Consider the following 17,858-nt stretch of genomic DNA (forward strand, 5'->3'; position numbering starts at 1 on the left):
TACTCATGGCGCTCCCCGACGCGCGCTCGGGCGCTGAAAGATCGAGGGGCGGATCATCACCAGCGGGGTCTTGATCCCTTGCAGCGACTCGACATGGCTGATGAAGAGCAGTCCACCGGGACGCAGCGACTCGAACAGACGATCGATGACACGCTGCTTGGTCGGTGGATCGAAATAGATCAACACGTTGCGCAGAAAAACGATATCGAACCGCTCGCCGTCGCGGCGCGGTTGCAGCAAATTGTGCTGTTCCAGCTTCACCCGTGACTTAAGCTTAGGCTCGATCAGCAGATTGCCGGCTTGCGCACGCACACCCTTGAGACAGTAGCGCTCCAGCCAGGCGCGCGGCAGATGGCGAGCGCGTTCGAGCGGATAGAGTCCCTGGCGCGCCTGATCCAGCACCCGCCGGCTGATATCCGTGCCCAGGATGTGCCAGTCGCCCTGTCCCAGAGCATCGGCCAGCACCATGGCCAGGGTGTAGACCTCCTCGCCGGTCGAACAGGCCGCGCTCCAGACCTGCAGGCCGAGGCCACGATAGGCCGGAAGGACATGCTCGCGCAGATACTCGAAATGTGCCGGCTCGCGATAGAAGTAGGTCTCATTGGTCGTCAGCAGATCGACCAGATGCTGGCGTTCGTGATCCTGGTCCGGCTCGAAGACCCGCTCCAGATAGGCATCGAAACTGCGCAGCCCCAGATGGCGCAGACGTCGCTGGAGACGTGCGCTGACCATCTGTTGTTTGTGCGGCGCCAGATTGATGCCGGCTCGCTCGTGGATGAAATGACGGAAACGCTCGAATTCGCGATCCTTGAGCGGTACGACATCCGGTTGTGGCATCGTGCCCGCGCGGGCATCACCCCGCGCGGGCGATCCTTCAGGACTCCCCATCCGCGCCCCCCAGGGCCGCCTCCTGACTGAGCCGGCGCAGGGCCGCCAGCTCCTGCATGGACAGTACATGATCGACACTGAGGATGATGACGAAGACCTCGTCCACACGCCCCATCGCCTCGATGAAGTCGGTGCGGATCTCGGAGCCGAACTCAGGCGGCGGCTTGATGTCCTCGCGCGCGATCTCCAGGATATTCTTGACCTCGTCGACCAGCATTCCGAGCACATGGGCCTCGTCGCCGACATGCACCTCGACCAGCACGATACAGCTGCGCTTGGTCAGGACGACCGGCCCGCGTCCCAGGCGCGCGCCGAGATCGATCACGGGCACCACGCTGCCGCGCAGATTGATCACGCCGCGAATATAGTCCGGGGTCATGGGAACACGGGTGACGGCCGGCGTCTCGATGATCTCCTTGACCGCGTCGATCGACATGGCCAGGCGCTCATCAGACACGGCAAAGGTCAGGTACTGGGTGACCTCGTCGTCGACCTCGCTGTGAGCGGCGGCGCTCGTGCGGTTGCTCAATACCATCTCGCCCATGTCAACCTCCTCAGAAGCGCTCGAAGTCCTTGTGGTCGAAGTCCTCAAGGTCGACCGTACCCGGCTCCTCTTCGCGCACGCGGGTCGCCGCCGGCGCCGGTGCGCGGGCGCGTCCCTTGGCGCGCGATCCGCCCGCACCGGTGCGGAAGAAGGACATGGTCTCCTGCAACTGACCGGCCTGACCGCTCAACTCCTCCGCTGTCGCGGCCAACTCTTCCGAAGAGGAGGCGTTCTGCTGCGTGGCCTTGTCGAGCTGGCTCATGGCTTCGTTGATCTGGCCGATCCCCGCCGCCTGTTCACCGGAGGCCGCCGTGATCTCCTCGACCAGATCGGCAGTCTTGACGATGTTGGGCACCATCTGCTCCAGGAGCTTGCCGGCCTCCTCGGCGATCGACACGCTGCTGGTGGCCAACTGATTGATCTCCTGAGCGGTTACGCCGCTATTCTCGGCGAGCTTACGCACCTCGGCGGCGACTACCGTGAAGCCTTTACCGTGCTCTCCGGCACGCGCCGCCTCGATCGCCGCGTTGAGCGCCAGCAGATTGGTCTTGTAGGCGATGTCCTCGATCAGCCCGATCTTACTGGCGATCTCCTTCATCGCCGACACCGTGCGCGTCACAGCTTCGCCGCCACGGCGGGCTTCCTCGGCGGAACTCTTGGCGATGCCATTGGTGACGCGCGCGTTCTCGGTGTTCTGCTGTACCGAAGCGTTGAGCTGCTCGATGCTCGCCGTGGTCTCCTCGACGCTCGCCGCCTGTTCGGTGGCGCCCTGACTGAGGGCCTGCGCCGTGGAACTGACCTCGCTGGAAGCCGAGGACAGATTATCCGCCCCGACCCGCACCTCACCGACGATCTGGCGCAAACGCTCGACCATGCCATACATGTCTTTGTAAACGCCGCGCAGATTGGTCTGATCGAAGTCGATGGCCAGATTGCCGGCGGCGACCTGTTTGGTGACATCCGCGATCACGCCCGGATCCTTGCCCAACTGGGCCATGACACCGCGAATGATGAGCCAGGCGATGCCGATGCCGGCCAGGAGCGCGATCAGGGACAGCACTGAGATCACGAAAATGCCGCGATCATTGGACGCCTGAACCTGGGGGCCAAGCAGATCCTGTTCGCTCTTGTAGGACAGTTTGATGGCTTCGATATTAGCCGCAAAGCGCGGTCCCAGGACGTCCAGCGTCTCGGTGATGAGCTGATTGCGTTCATCGATGAGCTGCACGACGCGGTCGAACGCCGTCTTGTAGTCACGTTTGAGCCGCATGACCTCGGCTAGCAGGGCGCGACGCTGCGGATCTTGCAGGCTGGCGTCCATCTCCTGCATCTGCGTGTCGAATTCGCCCCACTCCTGATTGACACGATCCACGTCCGCCTGGGCGTTGTCGCCGATGAAGCGGCGCACATAGAGGCGTGCCAGCAACAGATTACGCAGACCGCGCGCGGACTTGAGAACAGCCGCGGTATCACCGGACTGGTTGGCGCTTTCGAGGATCTGGGTCAGACGTTGCTCGATCACTGGGCCATTGACGGCCAGCACGTCGGCGTCCAGCTTGTCGCTCTCGCGGGTCAGGACGACGACCTGCTCGAACGTCTTGCCATAGGTCTCGATATTGGTCGCCGAGGCGTCGATCTTGGCCTTGCGCTCGGGATCCCGGATGATCCCCTGTAGCTCCTTAAGGATGCTTTCGGTCGTCGCCAGGTGCTGTTCGAACTGCTGCACGTCCTGATCGGAATGGGCCTTGATGTAATCCTTGACCTCCATCCGCCCCATGAGCATCGCGGCCTGCATCTCGCCCATCCGGTTGGCGCGGATCGCCTTCTCGCGATAGGAGGCAAACCCGATCGAAGCCCCATCGATGGTGAAGTAGGACAGGACGCCAACGATGACGAGCAACGTCAGGATCGCCGTGAAACCCAGGATGAGTTTTCTGGCCATCGTCATGGAGCGAAACATGCGTGTTCTCCCAGTAAGAATTGGATCGAAGCCTGCGTTTGACTCAACCGCCCTCAGGTGACAACCGGGCGCTTGCCGGCGCTATCGCGCTGCCCCTCGGCGATGGCCGCCAGCTCGGCGACATCCAGAATGAGCGCGATGTCGCCCGTGCCCAGGATGGTCGCGCCCGCCACCCCGCGCAGCCGCTCGAACACCTTGCCGAGCGGTTTGATGACGGTCTGCAACTCGCCAAGCAGCGCGTCCACCACCAGTCCCATCTTGTGATGGCCGAAGCGCACCACCACCAGACTCTCGCGCCGGCCGGCACGGCGTCTGGGGTCGGCATTCTCGAAGAGTTCAGTCAGACGGATGAAGGGCAGCACCTCGCCGCGCAGATTGATGTAGTGCTCGCCATGACGCTTAATGCCGCTGGCCGCGCCCATCTCGACGCACTCAGCGACCTGGGCCAGGGGAATGACATATTGATCCGGACCCGCGCTGACCAGAAAGCCATCGATGATGGCCAGTGTCAGCGGCAGCACAATCGTGACCAGCGTGCCTTCGCCCAAATGGCTGTCGAGTTCGACCGTGCCGCGCAGCGCCTCGATATTGCGCCGCACCACGTCCATGCCGACACCGCGACCGGAGAGGTTGGTCGCCTGCTCCTTGGTCGAGAGTCCAGCGGCGAAGATCAGGCGCAGCGTCTCTTCGCGTGTCAAGACGTCATCGGACTTGACCAGACCGACGGCCTCGGCCTTGGCGCGGATGCGCTCGGCATCGAGTCCGGCGCCATCGTCGGCGATCTCGACGACGATGTGGCCTGAGTCGTGATAGGCGTTGATGCGAACGGTGCCCTGGGACGGCTTGCCGTGCGACCGGCGCACCTCGGGCGTCTCGATACCATGATCGATGGCGTTACGGATGAGATGGGTGAGCGGGTCGATCATCTTCTCGACCACGGTTTTGTCGAGTTCGGTCTCGCCGCCGGTGATAACCAGCTCGATCTCCTTGCTGAGTTCACGGCTGGCATCGCGCACCACGCGCTTGAAGCGCGACAGCGACTCGCCGATCGGCACCATGCGCAGTTGCAGCGCGTTGTCGCGGATCTCGGAGACCAGATACTCGACCCCGTCGATCACCTCATTCATGTCCTCGACCCCGGCACGCTTGACCAGGACGCGGATGGCCGCGCTGCTGGTGACCAGTTCGCCGATGAGGTCGATCAGATGCCCGAGTCGCTGAGCGTCGACGCGGATGAAGTGTGCCTCCTCCTGACGCCGTGTGCGCACGGCCTCCTGGGTGCGTGCGGCCTGCTCGACCACGGCGGGCTTGATCGATCCCTGTTCGATCAGAATTTCACCGATTCGCCGCTTGCGCTCGGCCTCCTCGCCATCGGACGCTTCGCCTGACTCAGCAGCCTGCGTCTCCAGTGCGCGGTCGAGTTCACCCTGAGTCAGGGCGCCGATGCGCAACAATAGATCGCCGATCCAACCGACCTGATCGTCAGGTACGGCGGCCAGCAGTTCCAGATACTTCGACTGCGCCGTGTCCGGCTCCAGGATGCGGATCTCGCAGTCCTGATCGGCGAATTCGAACACACCGGCGAGCGTGGGTTTATCGACCTCGCCGCGAAAGCCGATGCCGAAATGCAGATAGCAGCTCTCGGGGTCGAAGCCGTCCTCGCGCGTGGCCTCGGGGTCGAGCAGGGTCGTCACATGGACCAGATCGCCCAGCGAACCCAGATAGCGCAGGAAGGACAACGGGTCCATGCCGTCGCGAAAGGTGTCGTGCTTGAACTTGAGCGTGATCATCCAGAGATCGCTGACCACGGGCAGATACTTGGGGTCTGCGGCCGAAGGCGCGGCGGTCGAGGGCGCGGTTGCACGCGCGGCCTTGCCGGAGGGGCTGAGCTGCGCCAGCAGTGCATCGCCGGCGCGCGCCAGCTCAGGATCCAGCGGTGCTTCCGGCGTCGAGGCTTCGACAATGGCCTCGACAAGTCGCGCGGTATGGTCGCGGCACTCGAACAGGGCGGCGATCAGCGGCCGGGTCAGGGGCACCTGACCCGAGCGCACCTGATCCATCAGGGTCTCGACGGTATGGGTGAAGTCGACGATGGAGTCATAACCAAACACACCACCCGTGCCCTTGATGGTATGCATGGCCCGAAAGACCTCGTTGAGCGATTCCGGATCCTTGGGATCGTCCTCCAGGGCCAACAGGGCATCCTCCATGGATTGCAGCAGCTCAGCCACCTCGGCCAGAAACGCCTCGCGTGCGCTGTCGAGACTCATGAGGCACCTCCCACCGTCGCGCCGGCGGAATCGAGATCGAACTGAGCGGTGAGATGGAGCAGGCTCAACACTTCGGCTACGACCGGGCTGTACGCGACCAGACGCAGTGTTCCGCCCCGCGCGCGCAGGGTCTCGTGCAGCCACAGCAGAAGCTGGAGACCGGCGCCGTCGAGTTCGCTGATCCCGGACAGATCCAGAGCGCAGACGCGGCGCTCAGCCAGATGTGCGCGCAGCCGCGCCGCCGTTTCGGCCGCCGTATAGATGGTCAGCTCACCGTCGAGGACCAGTGGATCGGTGTCGGTCGGACATTCTGGTTGAGCGTTCATCCTGACCTCGTTATCGCTGTGAGCCTGTGACGCCGACGCTTCAGGGCAGGATCAGCTTGGAGACTGCATCCAGCAGCATCGGCGGCTGGAAGGGCTTGACCAGCCAGGCCTTTGCCCCGGCGGCGCGCGCGGCTTCTTTTTTCTCGGGTTGACTCTCGGTGGTCAGCATCAGAATCGGCGTGAACTTGTAATTGGGCAGCTTTTTGACCTCGCTGACCAGCGTGATGCCATCCATGTTGGGCATGTTCACATCGCTGACGATGAGATGGATCTTCGTGCCATTGAGTTTAGCCAGCGCGTCGCGCCCGTCACAGGCTTCGAGAACCTCATACCCCGCGCCCTTGAGCGCAATCCCTACCACACTGCGAAAGGAGGCCGAATCGTCAACCACCATGATCGTCTTCGCCATGCCCGACTCCGTTTCAGAAGAATGTCAACTCAGAGGCGGCTGCCGGCGCGCTCGTCGGCGCACCGCCGCCATGGTGTAGATCCCGTTCCTCGATGGTGCTATAGGAGTCCAGCATCTGGGCCAGCAGTCCGTCGAGTTCCAGGATATCGCGCTCCTGCTGGCTCAGGTCGTGCTGAGCGGTCGTCTGTAACCGCTCGCTCAGGCGCTCCAGTCCCTCGCAGACATGGACCAGCACCTGACTGGTGCGATCCTGGAACTGGAGATCCACCAGCGAGGCGGCGATGCGGGTGCGAATTCCCTCGCTGAGAGCGCGCAAGCGCTGCGCCTCCTCGTCGAGTGACTCGGTGGTCTGAAGCAGGCGGTTCATGACGACCTCGACCTTGTGCTCGGAGTCGCGCACCAGTTCATCGGCGCTCGACATCGAGGACTTCACCATCGACTGGGTCTGGGCCAGCGAGCGCGCCAGCTCCTCGACCTTGGCGCTGATGCGCGCACCGGTATCGGCCGAGGAGCCGGCCAGCTTGCGTACCTCGTCGGCCACCACCGCGAAACCGCGTCCCTGATCGCCCGCGCGCGCGGCCTCGATGGCGGCATTGAGTGCCAGAAGATTGATCTGTTCGGCGACTGAACGCACGTCCTGAGCCATCTGGCGCATCTGATCGCCATAGCTGGCCAGACGGTCGACATGCTCGGTCATGGACGACTCACGACGCAGAATGGCTTCGAAGTCGGCGATTACCTCGGTCAGGGTCGCGCGGCTCTGCTCGAACTGACCGACGATGGCCTGATCCTGAGGATTGCCCGACTGGGTGGTCGAGACGACTTCTTCCAGATCTTTGACCAGATCACTGAAGGAGAGCGACAGATGGGTGATGCTTTGCTCGGTGAGCTGGCGCGAATGTTCGATGTGGCGCGCAAAAATCGGGAACAGCTCGATGCCCAGGCGTTCGAACGCCCGCTCCCAGGCGTCCAACTGGCGCGTCTTGTGATCGAGCTGAGTCTGGATCTCGGTGCGAGCGGCGGCGAGGCTGGCCTGGAATTCGCGCTGCTGGACGAAGGCCAGCAGGAGAGCGAGTACGGGCATCAGTGCCGCGAGAATCCAGGCCAAAGGCGCGGCATGGTTGACGATCAGGATCGAACCAGCGGCCAGGATTCCAAACAAAACCGGCTTCCATGAAGCGCGGACCCAGACCGCAAGCGATGGCAATGGCTGGTTGGACACCAGTTTCTCCCTCATGCACCAACCGAGCAGAGAACACACTCGGTACAACAGGCGGAATCGCCCCTTGATGATCAAACCGAGCCTCATACAGGCCGACGAGCGTACTGGCTGGACTCGATTACCCTAGGGACGATCCTAAGTCATTTTGCAGTCTGTTGAACACTGCTTTGGATCAATGTTTTAGTTTGATTGCTCCGGTTCGAGCGAACTCAGAAGACGTTGCACATACTCCTGGTAGCGCGCCTGCTGATCGGCGTCGGCGCCCTGGAAACGGCCATCCTGCTCGACGAGTCCTTGCAGGATCTGGCCGGCGGCCTGATCGGGCTGGCTGAAAAAGTCGAGTTCCGGGCGCTCGACGCTGTCGCGCAGCTCGCGCATCATGTGTCCAAGACGACGACCCGCGTTTTCCTGCTCGGGCGCCGCCAGTTTCTGTGTCCCTTCGTAGGCACGGGCGGCGCTGTAGCTCTCGGAGCGGCTCATGGTCAGGTTCATGGACGCGAGCTGGGAGGAGTCGAAGCGGACATCCGGCGCCTGCTCGAACGCCTTCTGTACGTCACCGCCGAAGAAATCCTTGGCCAAATTGCCGACATCCTGAACCAATGTCTGGATAGCCTTCAGCTCATCTTCGCTCAGGTCGCCCTTCACGCTAAACAGATAGCCGGTCTTCTCCGACTGGCTGATATCCATGACGGCGGCGCTGTTGCCCTCGCCATCTTGCGAGACAGCGAAGCTACTCTGGGCATCGAAATTGCGACTGAAGCTGATCTCGACCTCGTCGCCATCGCGGGTCTTGAGCTTCAGACTGAAGTCTTCGGCCTGCTGATAACGCTCGGCGACCGCCACGCCAGAGGTTGTGCTCGGTGCTGGTGCTCCGGTCGTCTCCGTCTTGGGCTGGTTCGGCGACAGCTTGGCCAGTCCCTCGAAGGTCAGCTTCTCGGTCGCCCCAACCTGTTCGGCCACATTACCTTCGAGCACCTTGAGATTGGACAGAATGTCCTTGGCTTCCTTGAAGCCCTGCTCGGCGCCTCTGACCGCACTCTCGTAGAGCGACTGGATCTCCTCTTCGGATTTGCCGCGAGCGCGGGCATTCTCCAACCCCATGGCGACGAAGCTGGTGATGCGATCAGCGACTTTTTCCGGGGTGTATTCGTTTGGATCGAGCTTTTTCAGCCCTGGGGCATCCATGCCTGGAATCTCGCGCGCGATAGCGCCGAGCGCCTTCTCCTGAAGGCTGGAGAGCGCCCCAGCCGGCTCGCGCAGGGATGGAGAACCCGACTGCGCTCCAACCTGAGTGTGGGACTTGAGGGTCAGGCTATTGGAGACGAGTGATGAGAACTGGGACTGAATATTCATGAGACCTGCTCCGGCGCACGGTGGGCATACACCCCTTAACGGCCAGCGAACGCTCGGCTTGAATGCCGTCAACCCATGGCTGAGGCCGCCAGATTGGCCAATCGCGCATAGCTGGCCACATCCAGTTCCTCGGCGCGACGTTTCGGGTCGATTCCAGCCGCTTCGATGAGTTCCGGGGCGACGACTCCAGACAGACTATTGCGCAGGGTCTTGCGGCGCTGACCGAAGGCAGCGGCCACCAATCGCCCGTGGAGCTGGGGATCGTCGATGGGATGCGGGAGCGGTCGCAGCGGACGCAGACGCAGAAAGGCCGATTCGACCTTGGGCGCGGGCTTGAAGGCACCGGGGCCGATGCGAAACAGACTCGTGGCCTGACAACGGCTCTGGACCATGACCGAGAGTCGCCCGTACGTCTTATCGCCCGGTTCGGCGACGATCCGGTCGACGACCTCCTTTTGCAGCATCAGGTGCATGTCGCGCAGCACATCGAGCTGGTCGAGGAAATGGAACAGCAGCGGGGTCGAGATGTTGTAGGGCAGGTTGCCGACGAGCCGCAGCGATGCAGCGGCTTCGGCGTCTGCGAGTGTGCGCAGGTCGAAGTCGAGCGCATCGGCATTATGGATGCGCAACTCACCCAGATCAGCGAGTCGCTGACGTAGCGGCTCGATGAGATCGCGGTCGAGTTCGATGACGTCGAGCGCACCGGCCCGCGTCAACAGCCGCTGGGTGATGGCGCCCTGCCCCGGCCCGATCTCGACCAGACGCTCGCCCGGTTGCGCGTCGATGGCGCCGTGGATGCGGTCGATCACCAGTGGATCGTGGAGAAAGTTCTGGCCGAAGCGTTTGCGTGCGCGATGTTCCATGGTGTCAGTCAACCCTGGGCGGTCTCAGAGGCGGGATCCGGCGTTGCTGAAACCGCGCGATCACCGGCGGTCTCCTGAATCACCAGGGCATTGCGGACGAGGCGCCCGCGCGCCTCGTCATCTGTGCCGGCCGTTAGATGTCGGCTGGCGATCATGGCATCGATGGTGCGCTCGGCCAGCCGCCAATCGGCCTCAGCCTGACCGGGCGCGAAACCACGCCGTTCGGCCAGATAATAGGCGGCAACCGCGATCATCGCGTGACGCTGGCTGTCGGTGAGACGGTCGTGCATATCGGGCAGGCGGACATCAGGCTGGACGGTGTTGTTCGGGGCGCAGTCGAGGCGTGAAATAGACATCGGCGTCGTCGAGGTCGACCGGCTGGCCGTCGCCATCGACGAGCGGCTGTTCATAGTCCTTCCAGCCGCGCAGTCCGGTCTTGAGCGAGACGACATTGCTATAGCCGAGCACGTTCATCGAGTGGGCGGCCAGTACGCTCCGGTAGCCCGAGCGACAGACGACCACGATCTCGCGCTCGCGCGCCTGAACCAGATCGGGCACGGTTTCTTCGTAGTCCCACTCGCACGCCGACTCCAGAATGCCGCGCGCGACGTTGATCGAACCCTCGATGTGCATGGCCGCGAACTCTTCGGGTTCACGCACATCGACGATCAGCAGCTCCGGGTTGGCCTGGATACGTTCTTCCAGATCCCAGGGCATGATCTCGTGCACCTCGGTCAGACAGTGTTTGATGAGTTCCAGGAAGTTCTTCACAGTCTATCGCGCTCCGCTATTGGCCTTTGGAGACACCGGGCGCGCGTGATGGAGCGCCCGGTGTCGAGTGAGCACGGAGGATAAACTGGAGTGTTCGAGTGCGACATTCAAAATCCGCAACTCTGGTCCGATCGAAACACCTTCAATCAATTGGAGATACTGAGTTCCACGCGCGGACTGTCGATGATCTTCTGCATCCCAAGGCGCTTGACGACATTGATGAGGATGGGACCACCGATATTGGCGTTCAGCCCAGGCGCGGTACTGCTCGCCTCTGTGTCCTTCCAGAGCATGAGCAGCACCATCACATCCTCTGGATCGTCGGCTTGCAGCAGGGACTGTTCCGCATCGTCGAGTTCGAGCACATAATTGAGCGCATAGAGTCTCGGATCGACCAGCGTGAACTCGATCTCAGCGTCATCCTCGGCGCGCAAACGATAGACGCGCCCCGCGTCGGTTTCTGAATGCGTCAGGCGGTAGCTCTTCAGATGCTCGAACCCTGGAATGCCGGCTGGAAAGGCGATGGTCGCGGGGACATCCGGCTCGGAGGTCATGGCGGTCTGCTGGTTCATAGTCCTCTGTTCCTCGTTCATGCGCGGTGTTAAGGAGGCGGGGTTTCGCTAGAGACATCGACTGAACGCCGAGACGGGCCGCGTTCTCGTTCAAGAATACACGAAACTGGCGCAGGCGGAGATTCCGGCGCTGATCCTAACTCAGATGCACCCATCTTGCGATCATGCGATACCTGACACAGATGGCCATGTCCATCAGCTTACTCATCCCCTGCCTCCCAGCCCCGCTCTGGGCGCAGGAGAACACTCCAATCCCGCTCGCGGCCGATGCCTGCCTGAAGGGTGAGGTCGAGACGACGCCCTCGACCGAATTCAGTCTGCTGGAGGACGGGGCCGTAGTCCGACACGAGCGCACCAGTCTCGAATGGCAGCGTTGCGCGCTCGGGCAGCGCTGGGACGCTGAATCCAATGGCTGTGCCGGACGGCCCGCCACGCATACCTGGACGAAAGCCATGCGGTTGGCCGCCAAGTCACAGGAGGCGTGGCGACTGCCGACCGGCGATGAACTCCTGACCATCGTCGAAAAATGTCATGACGGCCCGGCGATCAATCCGCAGGTTTTCCCGAACACACCCTCGGGTCTGTACTGGTCGTCCTCGGTCGATACGGGGGGGCTGGATCGTGCCTGGTCGGTGAGCTTCTTCAGCGGCCAATACTTCCGGGCCGGCAAGTCGCAGAACGGGCGCGTGCGCCTGGTGCGCGGTACCCTGAAACAACCTGGGGCGGGGCCTTAAACGCTCTCCGCTACCAGGGGCGGTACTCCAGACCCGGAATGACCTCGCGCTCGAAGACTTCCGGCAGCGTCAGCATGAACTCCTTGAGTTCGTCGAGTTCCATATAGCGCCCATAGGACGCCTTGGCGGCATCGACCGGTAACTCCACCCAGTAGCGGTGCTCGGACGGCTCATAGAGAATCTGCAGGATACTCTCGCGCGTATCGATGAGACCGAGATAATCGTCCTCGGTCTGAAGACGCGGCAGGAGCTGCTCGCAGATGGCCTTGGCGCTCATTTCCACGGCACTGACCGAGGAGATGGCTTCACCAGAGCGATCGAAGAGATAGAAGACGCGGTAGTGCATAGTGGGCGAGCTCGCTATCCAAGAGAGGCCATGAATGCAATGTCGATCCATCTGGAGTCCAGCTCGCGCATGCTATGCTTCCGAGCCGTGCCATTGAAATCCTTGGCAGTTCAGTACAAAACGATTGATTATACCCCTGATTCCATGTCCGAACAGCGCCCTGGCACCCATCGATGATTCCATCGTCCAGCCGGCTCAACTCCCGATCCCTCGTTGACTCCAAGATTCGACACCGTTCAAGCGTGTCTGGAGCCATGTCCCGTCCGCCGCCGACAACCGCCGAGTCCGCCGCGAAGGAGTTTCGCGCGAGTGTCTTCAAGCCGGCTGAAGGCATCTTTCTTTTCCATCCGCGCGCACTCGAACGTCTGGTCGCCGAGCATCTGGAACCCTTCGGCTGCACGGGTTCCATCCCAAGCCTCAGCTATCACGTCATGTCGCGCGAGGACTTCCTGAGCGCACTGGAGTACGAGAATCCCGAAGCCCTGGTGGTCATCGAGGGACTCAACCTGCCCGAATATGTGATTCTGCTGCCGATCCCGCTGGATCTGCGCCTGGATCACGAGGCGTTCATCGGCCTGCTGCGTGAGTATTGGGCACACCGCTTCGAGGGCGAGATCGCGCGCGCCTGGCAGATGGCGCATGATCGCGATACCGACAGGGCGCGTTTTGGACCGGCGCGACTGCGCACGCTGATCGGCGAGATCGCTCTGGACGAGGTGCGCGACGTCCTCACGCGCGATGGCGTGCTGCCGACTGGACTGGACGACACACTGGTCTGTCGGGCCTTCGTCGCACTGGTCATGCGCCTGCGTTACTTCAGTCCGGGCGCGCGCGGTTATTTCTTTCCAGCCATCCACGACTGGCGTGTCCTCGATGCCTGGATCGGCGAGAGTGGTCTGGATCTGCCACCACCGAGCCTGGACGGGCCACTCCCGATGCTGCTCGAATCCTCCCGGCCCGACCCAGGCTGCGGCTATCCGACCCGGCTACCGTTGCTGCCGTCTGGATTTCCCTATGCCAAATCGGACGCCGATCTGGAGATCCACCGTTCGATCCGGGCGCTCGCGGCCAAACCGGATTCGCTCACACCCCAGGACGAACCGACCGCAGACACGGCACCCTGGATCCAGACCAGGTTCCAGATCCAGGGGACAGCCATGGATCAGTGCGTGGCCGCCTTCCACCCTGATCCGCGATCGAGTCAACGCAACTGGCTGACACGGCTTCAGGATCTGGCCCTGGTGCTGGTCGCGATCATCCTGGAACCCCTGCTGGATCTGACCCACCGACTCTGGCGCCGTGGTTCGCCACGTCCGGCCCAGGGGCTGCGCCTGGCGCTCTTTCTGCCGCTTTTCAGACTGGCGGTCCGACGTGCCCGGCGTGCCGATCGGGCTGAGCACGCTGCCGCCGCCATCGCACATCTGGCCGTGGCCCGGCGGCGTTTCGCGTCCATGTTCGACCCCGGCACGACTGAGTCGAGCCGTGTGCTGTGGCTCATCGACCAGCGCCATCGTGCTGCCGAAGAATCGCTGGCCAACCGGCTGGCGTCGCTGTGGAAGCTCAATGCCGGCATGAGTCGTGAGCTGAAAGCGCTGATCCAGCGACTCGGCGACGAAATCCTCGATGGCAAGCCGGTCGCGCTCGATCTGTTTCGGGATCTGGAGCGAGTGTTGCGCGAGAGTCGCGCCACCTACTATCAGCTCAACCCCATCGCCTGGCTGCGCTCGCTCGGGCGCGTGCCGGCGCGCCAGATTCTACCCTTCCAGGCCGATCTCAAGGCATTGCGCCTACTCGATACGATCCAGAATCGCCTGGAACGTCTCGGCTGGCCCATCGAGGACGTCGAACGTTGCAGCCGCCCGCTGAGCGCGCTCTCCGGCCGCCTCACCGAGCATCTGGAGCATCAGCTCAAGCCGCACCTCAAACGCGCCCTGGAAGAAGCCGGATTCACCCCGCGCACCCATCGCGAAGAGGTCGCGTTCAACAAGCTGCTGCGCGAGCTGCTGGACGTCATCGAGCACCGGCGTCATCTCAAGTTCACTGACATGCGCGATATCGTGGCGCGCAACCTGCTGCGTCTGCCCGATCTCACGCTCGACGAGTGGCGCTCCGGCGACCGGCTGGCACGCTTCGATCGTTGCGCCGAACGCGCCCTGCCCGGCCTCTATCGCCCCGGCGAAATCTACATCAAGGGTCTGCAACGACTCGGCGCGCCACTCTTCGGCACGCCACAGGGCCGGCTGGCGCTCCGTCATCTGATCCTTCCGATCGGACTGGCTTTTCTCGGTCTCAAGACGCTCGATGTCCTCATCGGCATCCTGCCGACTCTGGAGGCGACCTTCCATCTGACCAGTCTCTGGCTGATCCTGGGGCTTGGGCTGGTGATCAACGGACTCGCCTACACCCGGGCTGGACGCCTCGGTGTGCGGGTGTTTCTGCAGGTGCTCTGGTGGACGCTGCGACTGCTGCTGTTTGATGGTCTCAGACGCTTCCTGCGCTGGCCTCCGGTCAGGCGCATCCTCGCGACCGAACTGGTGCGGGGCCTGGACCGCAATCTGCTCAGACCCTTTCTGAGCGGAACGCTGCTGATGCTGCCGGTCATCGGGCTGGCTAGCCTCATCGAGGGTGATCTGATCGAGCTGAATCTCTCGCTGACCGCGCTGACGCTGGTGCTGGGCGTACTCATCCGCAATACGCCCGGTGGACGCCGTCTGCTCGACGACCTCGTCAGTGCCGGCGGCCAGTTTCTGCGCCGCCTCAACCAGACCCTGGTGATCGGGCTGATCCAGGAGCTGATGCTCTTCTTCAAGGAGGTCACGCGGCGCTTTCAGCAGGGACTGCACCGGATCGAAGAGCGTCTGAGTCATCATCTCGGTGAATCCTGGATCGCCCTGACGCTCAAGGCGCTGCTGATGCCGGTGTGGCGCGTACTGGAATGGGTGATCCAGTTCTATGTCACGGTTCTGGTGGAGCCGCAGATCAACCCGATCAAGCATTTTCCGCTGGTCACCATCGCGCACAAGCTGATGCTGCCTTTCCTGCCACTGATCACCTCGCTCATGGTCGAGATGCTTGATCAGCTGCTGCCGAAATGGATTTCCATTCCTTTCGTCACGCTCACTGTGCTGCTGCTGCCTGGGCTGGCCGGCTTTCTGGTCTGGGAGCTGAAGGAAAACTGGAAGATCTATGCCGCCAATCATGTGCGCGCGCCAAACGCGGTGGACGTCAAACCCGGACTCTATGCCGTGCGGCGCGAGCACCTGGCGCTGACCCCGGTCGAGCCGGCCATCATCGGCAGTCATGGCGAGACGCTGCGCGGCTTTTTGCGGCGCGGCTTCCATAGCGGAACCCTGCCCAAGTCGTTCGATCGTCTGCGGCGCGTGATGCGCCGGCAGATCGAGCACGAGGTCGAGACACCCCAACGGCTGCGCGAGGCCCAGCGTCACCTGACCGAGATCGAGCGCACCGTCGGTGTCTTCTGTGATCGCGAGCTGGCCTATGCGCTACGCCGCCGCTGCCAGGATCCGAACTGCGTGCTGATGAGCGTCTGGACACGGCGTCCGCGTCTGGCGACAGCGTCGTTCGAGCTGACGCTGGATCTGCGGCTGAAGCCGCCCCACGAGCGCGCTCGCATCGAGCTGCGGCTGTGTCTCTGTCTGCGCGAACCGGATCTGCGCCTGACCGTCGTCATGCAGGGCGATCGCGAAGCACTCGGCGCGACCTGCCGCGAGCGTATCCGCGAGGACATTCGCGTGTTCGGCGCGCGCGCGGGGGCGACCGAGATGTCTATCGATCTGGAGTGATCGACGGCCGGTTGCGCTGCTAGAGGACGCATCTGTTGCGTCCGCCTTTCTTCGCTGGGCTCGCACAGATCTGCCCGGACTCTATTCCAGCGGCGAGACCGCACACCGGGCTGTATGGAGCCAATCGCATGGCCAACAATTCGCTCTTGGAATGTCTGGTCTACTCGGAAGCTGCCGCCGACATCGCCCTTCTGTCGTCCGGCGCTTCCTCCACACGGTTACGCCCATTGGCCTTGGCCGCGTAGAGCGCGCGATCGGCCCGGGCGACCAAGCTCTCGACGGAGTCGCCGCTCCGATAGGTCGCGATGCCGAAGCTGGCGGTTTTGTGTCCCACGACCGGGAACTCGTGTTCAGCGACCGCCGCCCGCAGATGCTCGGCCAACGTTTGGACGCCCTCCAGGTCCGTGCCGGGACAGAGCACCAGGAATTCCTCGCCGCCCCAGCGGCCGACCATGTCGATGTCTCGCACTCGGCGCCGGAGCAGCTCGGCCATGGCCACCAGAACCTGATCCCCCGCCTGGTGACCGTAGGTATCGTTGACCAGCTTGAAGTGATCCACGTCGACCATGATCACGCCCACGCCGATCGAATGGCGTCCGGCTCGGCGGATTTCGCGCTCCAAGACCTCATCGAGCTTGGCCCGGTTGTGGATCTGAGTGAGATGATCCGTGACCGACAGCCGCTCCAGTTGCCGGTATTGCTGCTCGAGTTGATGCTGGGCCACATGGAGTTCGTCCAGCGCCTGTTCGGTCTGTTGCCGGGATCGTTGCAGCTGGCGGTTCCAGTAGGCGAACAGCGTCAAGAGCGCCGCCGCCGCTCCCAGTACCCACCACAACAGGGTGTAGTCGGTCACCCGTTGCACGTCGACGGCCAGCCACTTGTCTCGGATGCGTCGTATCTCCTCTGGAGTCAGGCTGTCCACCGCCTTTTGGAACACCTGGCCCAGCAGCGGCTCGTCGTTGCGGGTGGCCACCCCCAGATCAAAGCCGTCCGGCAAGCGGCCGGCCACCTTGACGCCGAGAATACCGTAGCGCCCCAGGGCATAAGCGACCGCCGCCGTGGCTCCGATATAGCCGAATGCCTCGCCGTCGCGCACCTTCTCCAATCCATCCCGGGTCGTCTCCACCTCGAGCAGGCGAATCGCCGGGTAGCGTCGACGCAGTTCGTTGGCGACCGCATAGCCGCGCACCACGACAAAGGTCTCGTCCAGCTTGCGTTCGATGTCCTCGATGAAAAACTGGTCGTTGCGGGTGGCCACGACATAGGGGAAGGACAGATAGGGAGCCGTGAAATCCAGATAGGTACGACGCTCGGGTGTCGGTTTGATCAGCGCGATCAGATCGCAGTGACGGAGCCGGGCCTCCGCCAGGGTTTCGCTCCAGTTGCGCGTGGGGTGCACGCTCAGTTCGACGCCGAGCCGCCGCGCGAACAGCTGTAAAAAGTCGGCCGACATGCCCTGGTGGCGCCCCTCGGTGTCGAGGCCCTCGTAGGGCAGCCAGTCGGGGTCGACGCATAGCTTGAGTCGGCCCTTGCGCTGCAGATAGGCCTGCTCCTCCGGGCTGAGTGACAGCGCCTCCTCCGCCGGATCCGGAGCCAGGATCGGGGGGCCGAACCAGTAGTCGCGCAATTCGCGCCGCTCGGGCTCTGTGATGGACGCCAGTCCCTTGTCGATGATGGAGCGCAGTTCGGGCCAGTCGTTGCGCAACAAAAAGCTAAACTCACGCGATGTTCGACTTTTCAGGCCGCGATTAACCCTGCGAGCTGAAGGTCTGGTCGCCCCAGCGAACGGTTGATGAA

The 17,858-nt window shown here is 63.0% G+C and carries 16 protein-coding genes; 2 read left to right on the forward strand and 14 right to left on the reverse strand.

Features of this window, described 5'->3' with window-relative positions; all coding sequences use genetic code 11:
- Nucleotides 1-3: 3 nt before the first annotated feature.
- From GJ668_RS07565 to fliW, 12 genes are all read right to left on the reverse strand, one after another.
- Nucleotides 4-837: a CheR family methyltransferase gene (locus tag GJ668_RS07565; RefSeq protein ID WP_246194681.1), complete on the reverse strand. Its 834-nt coding sequence runs from the start codon at nucleotides 835-837 to the stop codon at nucleotides 4-6.
- A 37-nt stretch (nucleotides 838-874) separates the two neighbouring features.
- Nucleotides 875-1,432 carry a chemotaxis protein CheW gene (locus GJ668_RS07570; RefSeq protein WP_155449536.1) on the reverse strand — a complete coding sequence of 186 codons (558 nt, stop codon included), beginning with the start codon at nucleotides 1,430-1,432 and terminating at the stop codon, nucleotides 875-877.
- 10 nt (nucleotides 1,433-1,442) lie between these two features.
- The gene (locus GJ668_RS07575; protein WP_155449537.1) at nucleotides 1,443-3,392 is read right to left on the reverse strand and encodes a HAMP domain-containing methyl-accepting chemotaxis protein; all 1,950 of its coding nucleotides are present in this window, start codon (nucleotides 3,390-3,392) and stop codon (nucleotides 1,443-1,445) included.
- A 53-nt stretch (nucleotides 3,393-3,445) separates the two neighbouring features.
- Nucleotides 3,446-5,662: a chemotaxis protein CheA gene (locus GJ668_RS07580; protein WP_155449538.1), complete on the reverse strand. Its 2,217-nt coding sequence runs from the start codon at nucleotides 5,660-5,662 to the stop codon at nucleotides 3,446-3,448.
- The gene (locus tag GJ668_RS07585) at nucleotides 5,659-5,988 is read right to left on the reverse strand and encodes an STAS domain-containing protein (protein ID WP_155449539.1); all 330 of its coding nucleotides are present in this window, start codon (nucleotides 5,986-5,988) and stop codon (nucleotides 5,659-5,661) included. Before GJ668_RS07585 ends, GJ668_RS07580 begins: the two co-directional genes overlap by 4 nt.
- Before the next feature lie 40 nt (nucleotides 5,989-6,028).
- On the reverse strand, nucleotides 6,029-6,397 hold the full coding sequence (locus GJ668_RS07590; protein WP_155449540.1) for a response regulator: 369 nt from the start codon (nucleotides 6,395-6,397) through the stop codon (nucleotides 6,029-6,031).
- Between the two features lie 13 nt (nucleotides 6,398-6,410).
- Nucleotides 6,411-7,559 carry a methyl-accepting chemotaxis protein gene (locus GJ668_RS07595; protein ID WP_246194683.1) on the reverse strand — a complete coding sequence of 383 codons (1,149 nt, stop codon included), beginning with the start codon at nucleotides 7,557-7,559 and terminating at the stop codon, nucleotides 6,411-6,413.
- 240 nt (nucleotides 7,560-7,799) lie between these two features.
- Complete coding sequence (locus GJ668_RS07600) at nucleotides 7,800-8,972, reverse strand: DUF5610 domain-containing protein (protein ID WP_155449542.1); 1,173 nt, start codon at nucleotides 8,970-8,972, stop codon at nucleotides 7,800-7,802.
- Nucleotides 8,973-9,040: 68 nt separating this feature from the next.
- The gene (rsmA, locus tag GJ668_RS07605) at nucleotides 9,041-9,835 is read right to left on the reverse strand and encodes a 16S rRNA (adenine(1518)-N(6)/adenine(1519)-N(6))-dimethyltransferase RsmA (protein WP_155449543.1); all 795 of its coding nucleotides are present in this window, start codon (nucleotides 9,833-9,835) and stop codon (nucleotides 9,041-9,043) included.
- 8 nt (nucleotides 9,836-9,843) lie between these two features.
- Nucleotides 9,844-10,191: a DUF2934 domain-containing protein gene (locus GJ668_RS07610; protein ID WP_246194685.1), complete on the reverse strand. Its 348-nt coding sequence runs from the start codon at nucleotides 10,189-10,191 to the stop codon at nucleotides 9,844-9,846.
- A complete protein-coding gene (locus tag GJ668_RS07615; protein ID WP_186342954.1) occupies nucleotides 10,142-10,606 on the reverse strand; it encodes a rhodanese-like domain-containing protein in 465 nt (154 codons plus the stop codon). The genes GJ668_RS07610 and GJ668_RS07615 overlap by 50 nt, the downstream gene beginning before the upstream one ends.
- A gap of 146 nt (nucleotides 10,607-10,752) precedes the next feature.
- Nucleotides 10,753-11,178: a flagellar assembly protein FliW gene (gene fliW, locus GJ668_RS07620; protein WP_155449544.1), complete on the reverse strand. Its 426-nt coding sequence runs from the start codon at nucleotides 11,176-11,178 to the stop codon at nucleotides 10,753-10,755.
- A 188-nt stretch (nucleotides 11,179-11,366) separates the two neighbouring features.
- Between fliW and GJ668_RS07625 the strand changes: the two genes are divergently transcribed.
- A complete protein-coding gene (locus GJ668_RS07625) occupies nucleotides 11,367-11,912 on the forward strand; it encodes an Lcl C-terminal domain-containing protein (protein ID WP_246194686.1) in 546 nt (181 codons plus the stop codon).
- Between the two features lie 10 nt (nucleotides 11,913-11,922).
- Here GJ668_RS07625 and GJ668_RS07630 read toward each other — a convergent pair whose 3' ends face one another.
- Nucleotides 11,923-12,258, reverse strand: a complete 336-nt coding sequence (locus GJ668_RS07630) for a hypothetical protein (protein ID WP_155449546.1) — start codon at nucleotides 12,256-12,258, stop codon at nucleotides 11,923-11,925.
- Nucleotides 12,259-12,512: 254 nt separating this feature from the next.
- On the opposite strand from GJ668_RS07630, the gene GJ668_RS07635 reads away from it, so the two are divergent.
- Nucleotides 12,513-16,061: a sulfite exporter TauE/SafE family protein gene (locus GJ668_RS07635; protein ID WP_155449547.1), complete on the forward strand. Its 3,549-nt coding sequence runs from the start codon at nucleotides 12,513-12,515 to the stop codon at nucleotides 16,059-16,061.
- Nucleotides 16,062-16,221: 160 nt separating this feature from the next.
- Here GJ668_RS07635 and GJ668_RS07640 read toward each other — a convergent pair whose 3' ends face one another.
- Nucleotides 16,222-17,769, reverse strand: coding sequence for a diguanylate cyclase (locus GJ668_RS07640; RefSeq protein ID WP_343032186.1), 1,548 nt, complete (start codon nucleotides 17,767-17,769; stop codon nucleotides 16,222-16,224).
- Between the last annotated feature and the right edge of the window lie 89 nt (nucleotides 17,770-17,858).

Source organism: Allochromatium palmeri (assembly GCF_009720725.1).
Taxonomy (GTDB): Bacteria; Pseudomonadota; Gammaproteobacteria; order Chromatiales; family Chromatiaceae; genus Thermochromatium; species Thermochromatium palmeri.

Excerpts from the sequence above, each read along its gene's own strand:
- GJ668_RS07565 (WP_246194681.1), bottom strand. The coding sequence starts at position 837 with ATGCCACAACCGGATGTCGTACCGCTCAAGGATCGCGAATTCGAGCGT.
- GJ668_RS07570 (WP_155449536.1), bottom strand. The coding sequence starts at position 1,432 with ATGGGCGAGATGGTATTGAGCAACCGCACGAGCGCCGCCGCTCACAGC.
- GJ668_RS07575 (WP_155449537.1), bottom strand. The coding sequence starts at position 3,392 with ATGTTTCGCTCCATGACGATGGCCAGAAAACTCATCCTGGGTTTCACG.
- GJ668_RS07580 (WP_155449538.1), bottom strand. The coding sequence starts at position 5,662 with ATGAGTCTCGACAGCGCACGCGAGGCGTTTCTGGCCGAGGTGGCTGAG.
- GJ668_RS07585 (WP_155449539.1), bottom strand. The coding sequence starts at position 5,988 with ATGAACGCTCAACCAGAATGTCCGACCGACACCGATCCACTGGTCCTC.
- GJ668_RS07590 (WP_155449540.1), bottom strand. The coding sequence starts at position 6,397 with ATGGCGAAGACGATCATGGTGGTTGACGATTCGGCCTCCTTTCGCAGT.
- GJ668_RS07600 (WP_155449542.1), bottom strand. The coding sequence starts at position 8,972 with ATGAATATTCAGTCCCAGTTCTCATCACTCGTCTCCAATAGCCTGACC.
- rsmA (WP_155449543.1), bottom strand. The coding sequence starts at position 9,835 with ATGGAACATCGCGCACGCAAACGCTTCGGCCAGAACTTTCTCCACGAT.
- GJ668_RS07610 (WP_246194685.1), bottom strand. The coding sequence starts at position 10,191 with ATGTCTATTTCACGCCTCGACTGCGCCCCGAACAACACCGTCCAGCCT.
- fliW (WP_155449544.1), bottom strand. The coding sequence starts at position 11,178 with ATGAACCAGCAGACCGCCATGACCTCCGAGCCGGATGTCCCCGCGACC.
- GJ668_RS07625 (WP_246194686.1), top strand. The coding sequence starts at position 11,367 with ATGTCCATCAGCTTACTCATCCCCTGCCTCCCAGCCCCGCTCTGGGCG.
- GJ668_RS07630 (WP_155449546.1), bottom strand. The coding sequence starts at position 12,258 with ATGCACTACCGCGTCTTCTATCTCTTCGATCGCTCTGGTGAAGCCATC.
- GJ668_RS07635 (WP_155449547.1), top strand. The coding sequence starts at position 12,513 with ATGTCCCGTCCGCCGCCGACAACCGCCGAGTCCGCCGCGAAGGAGTTT.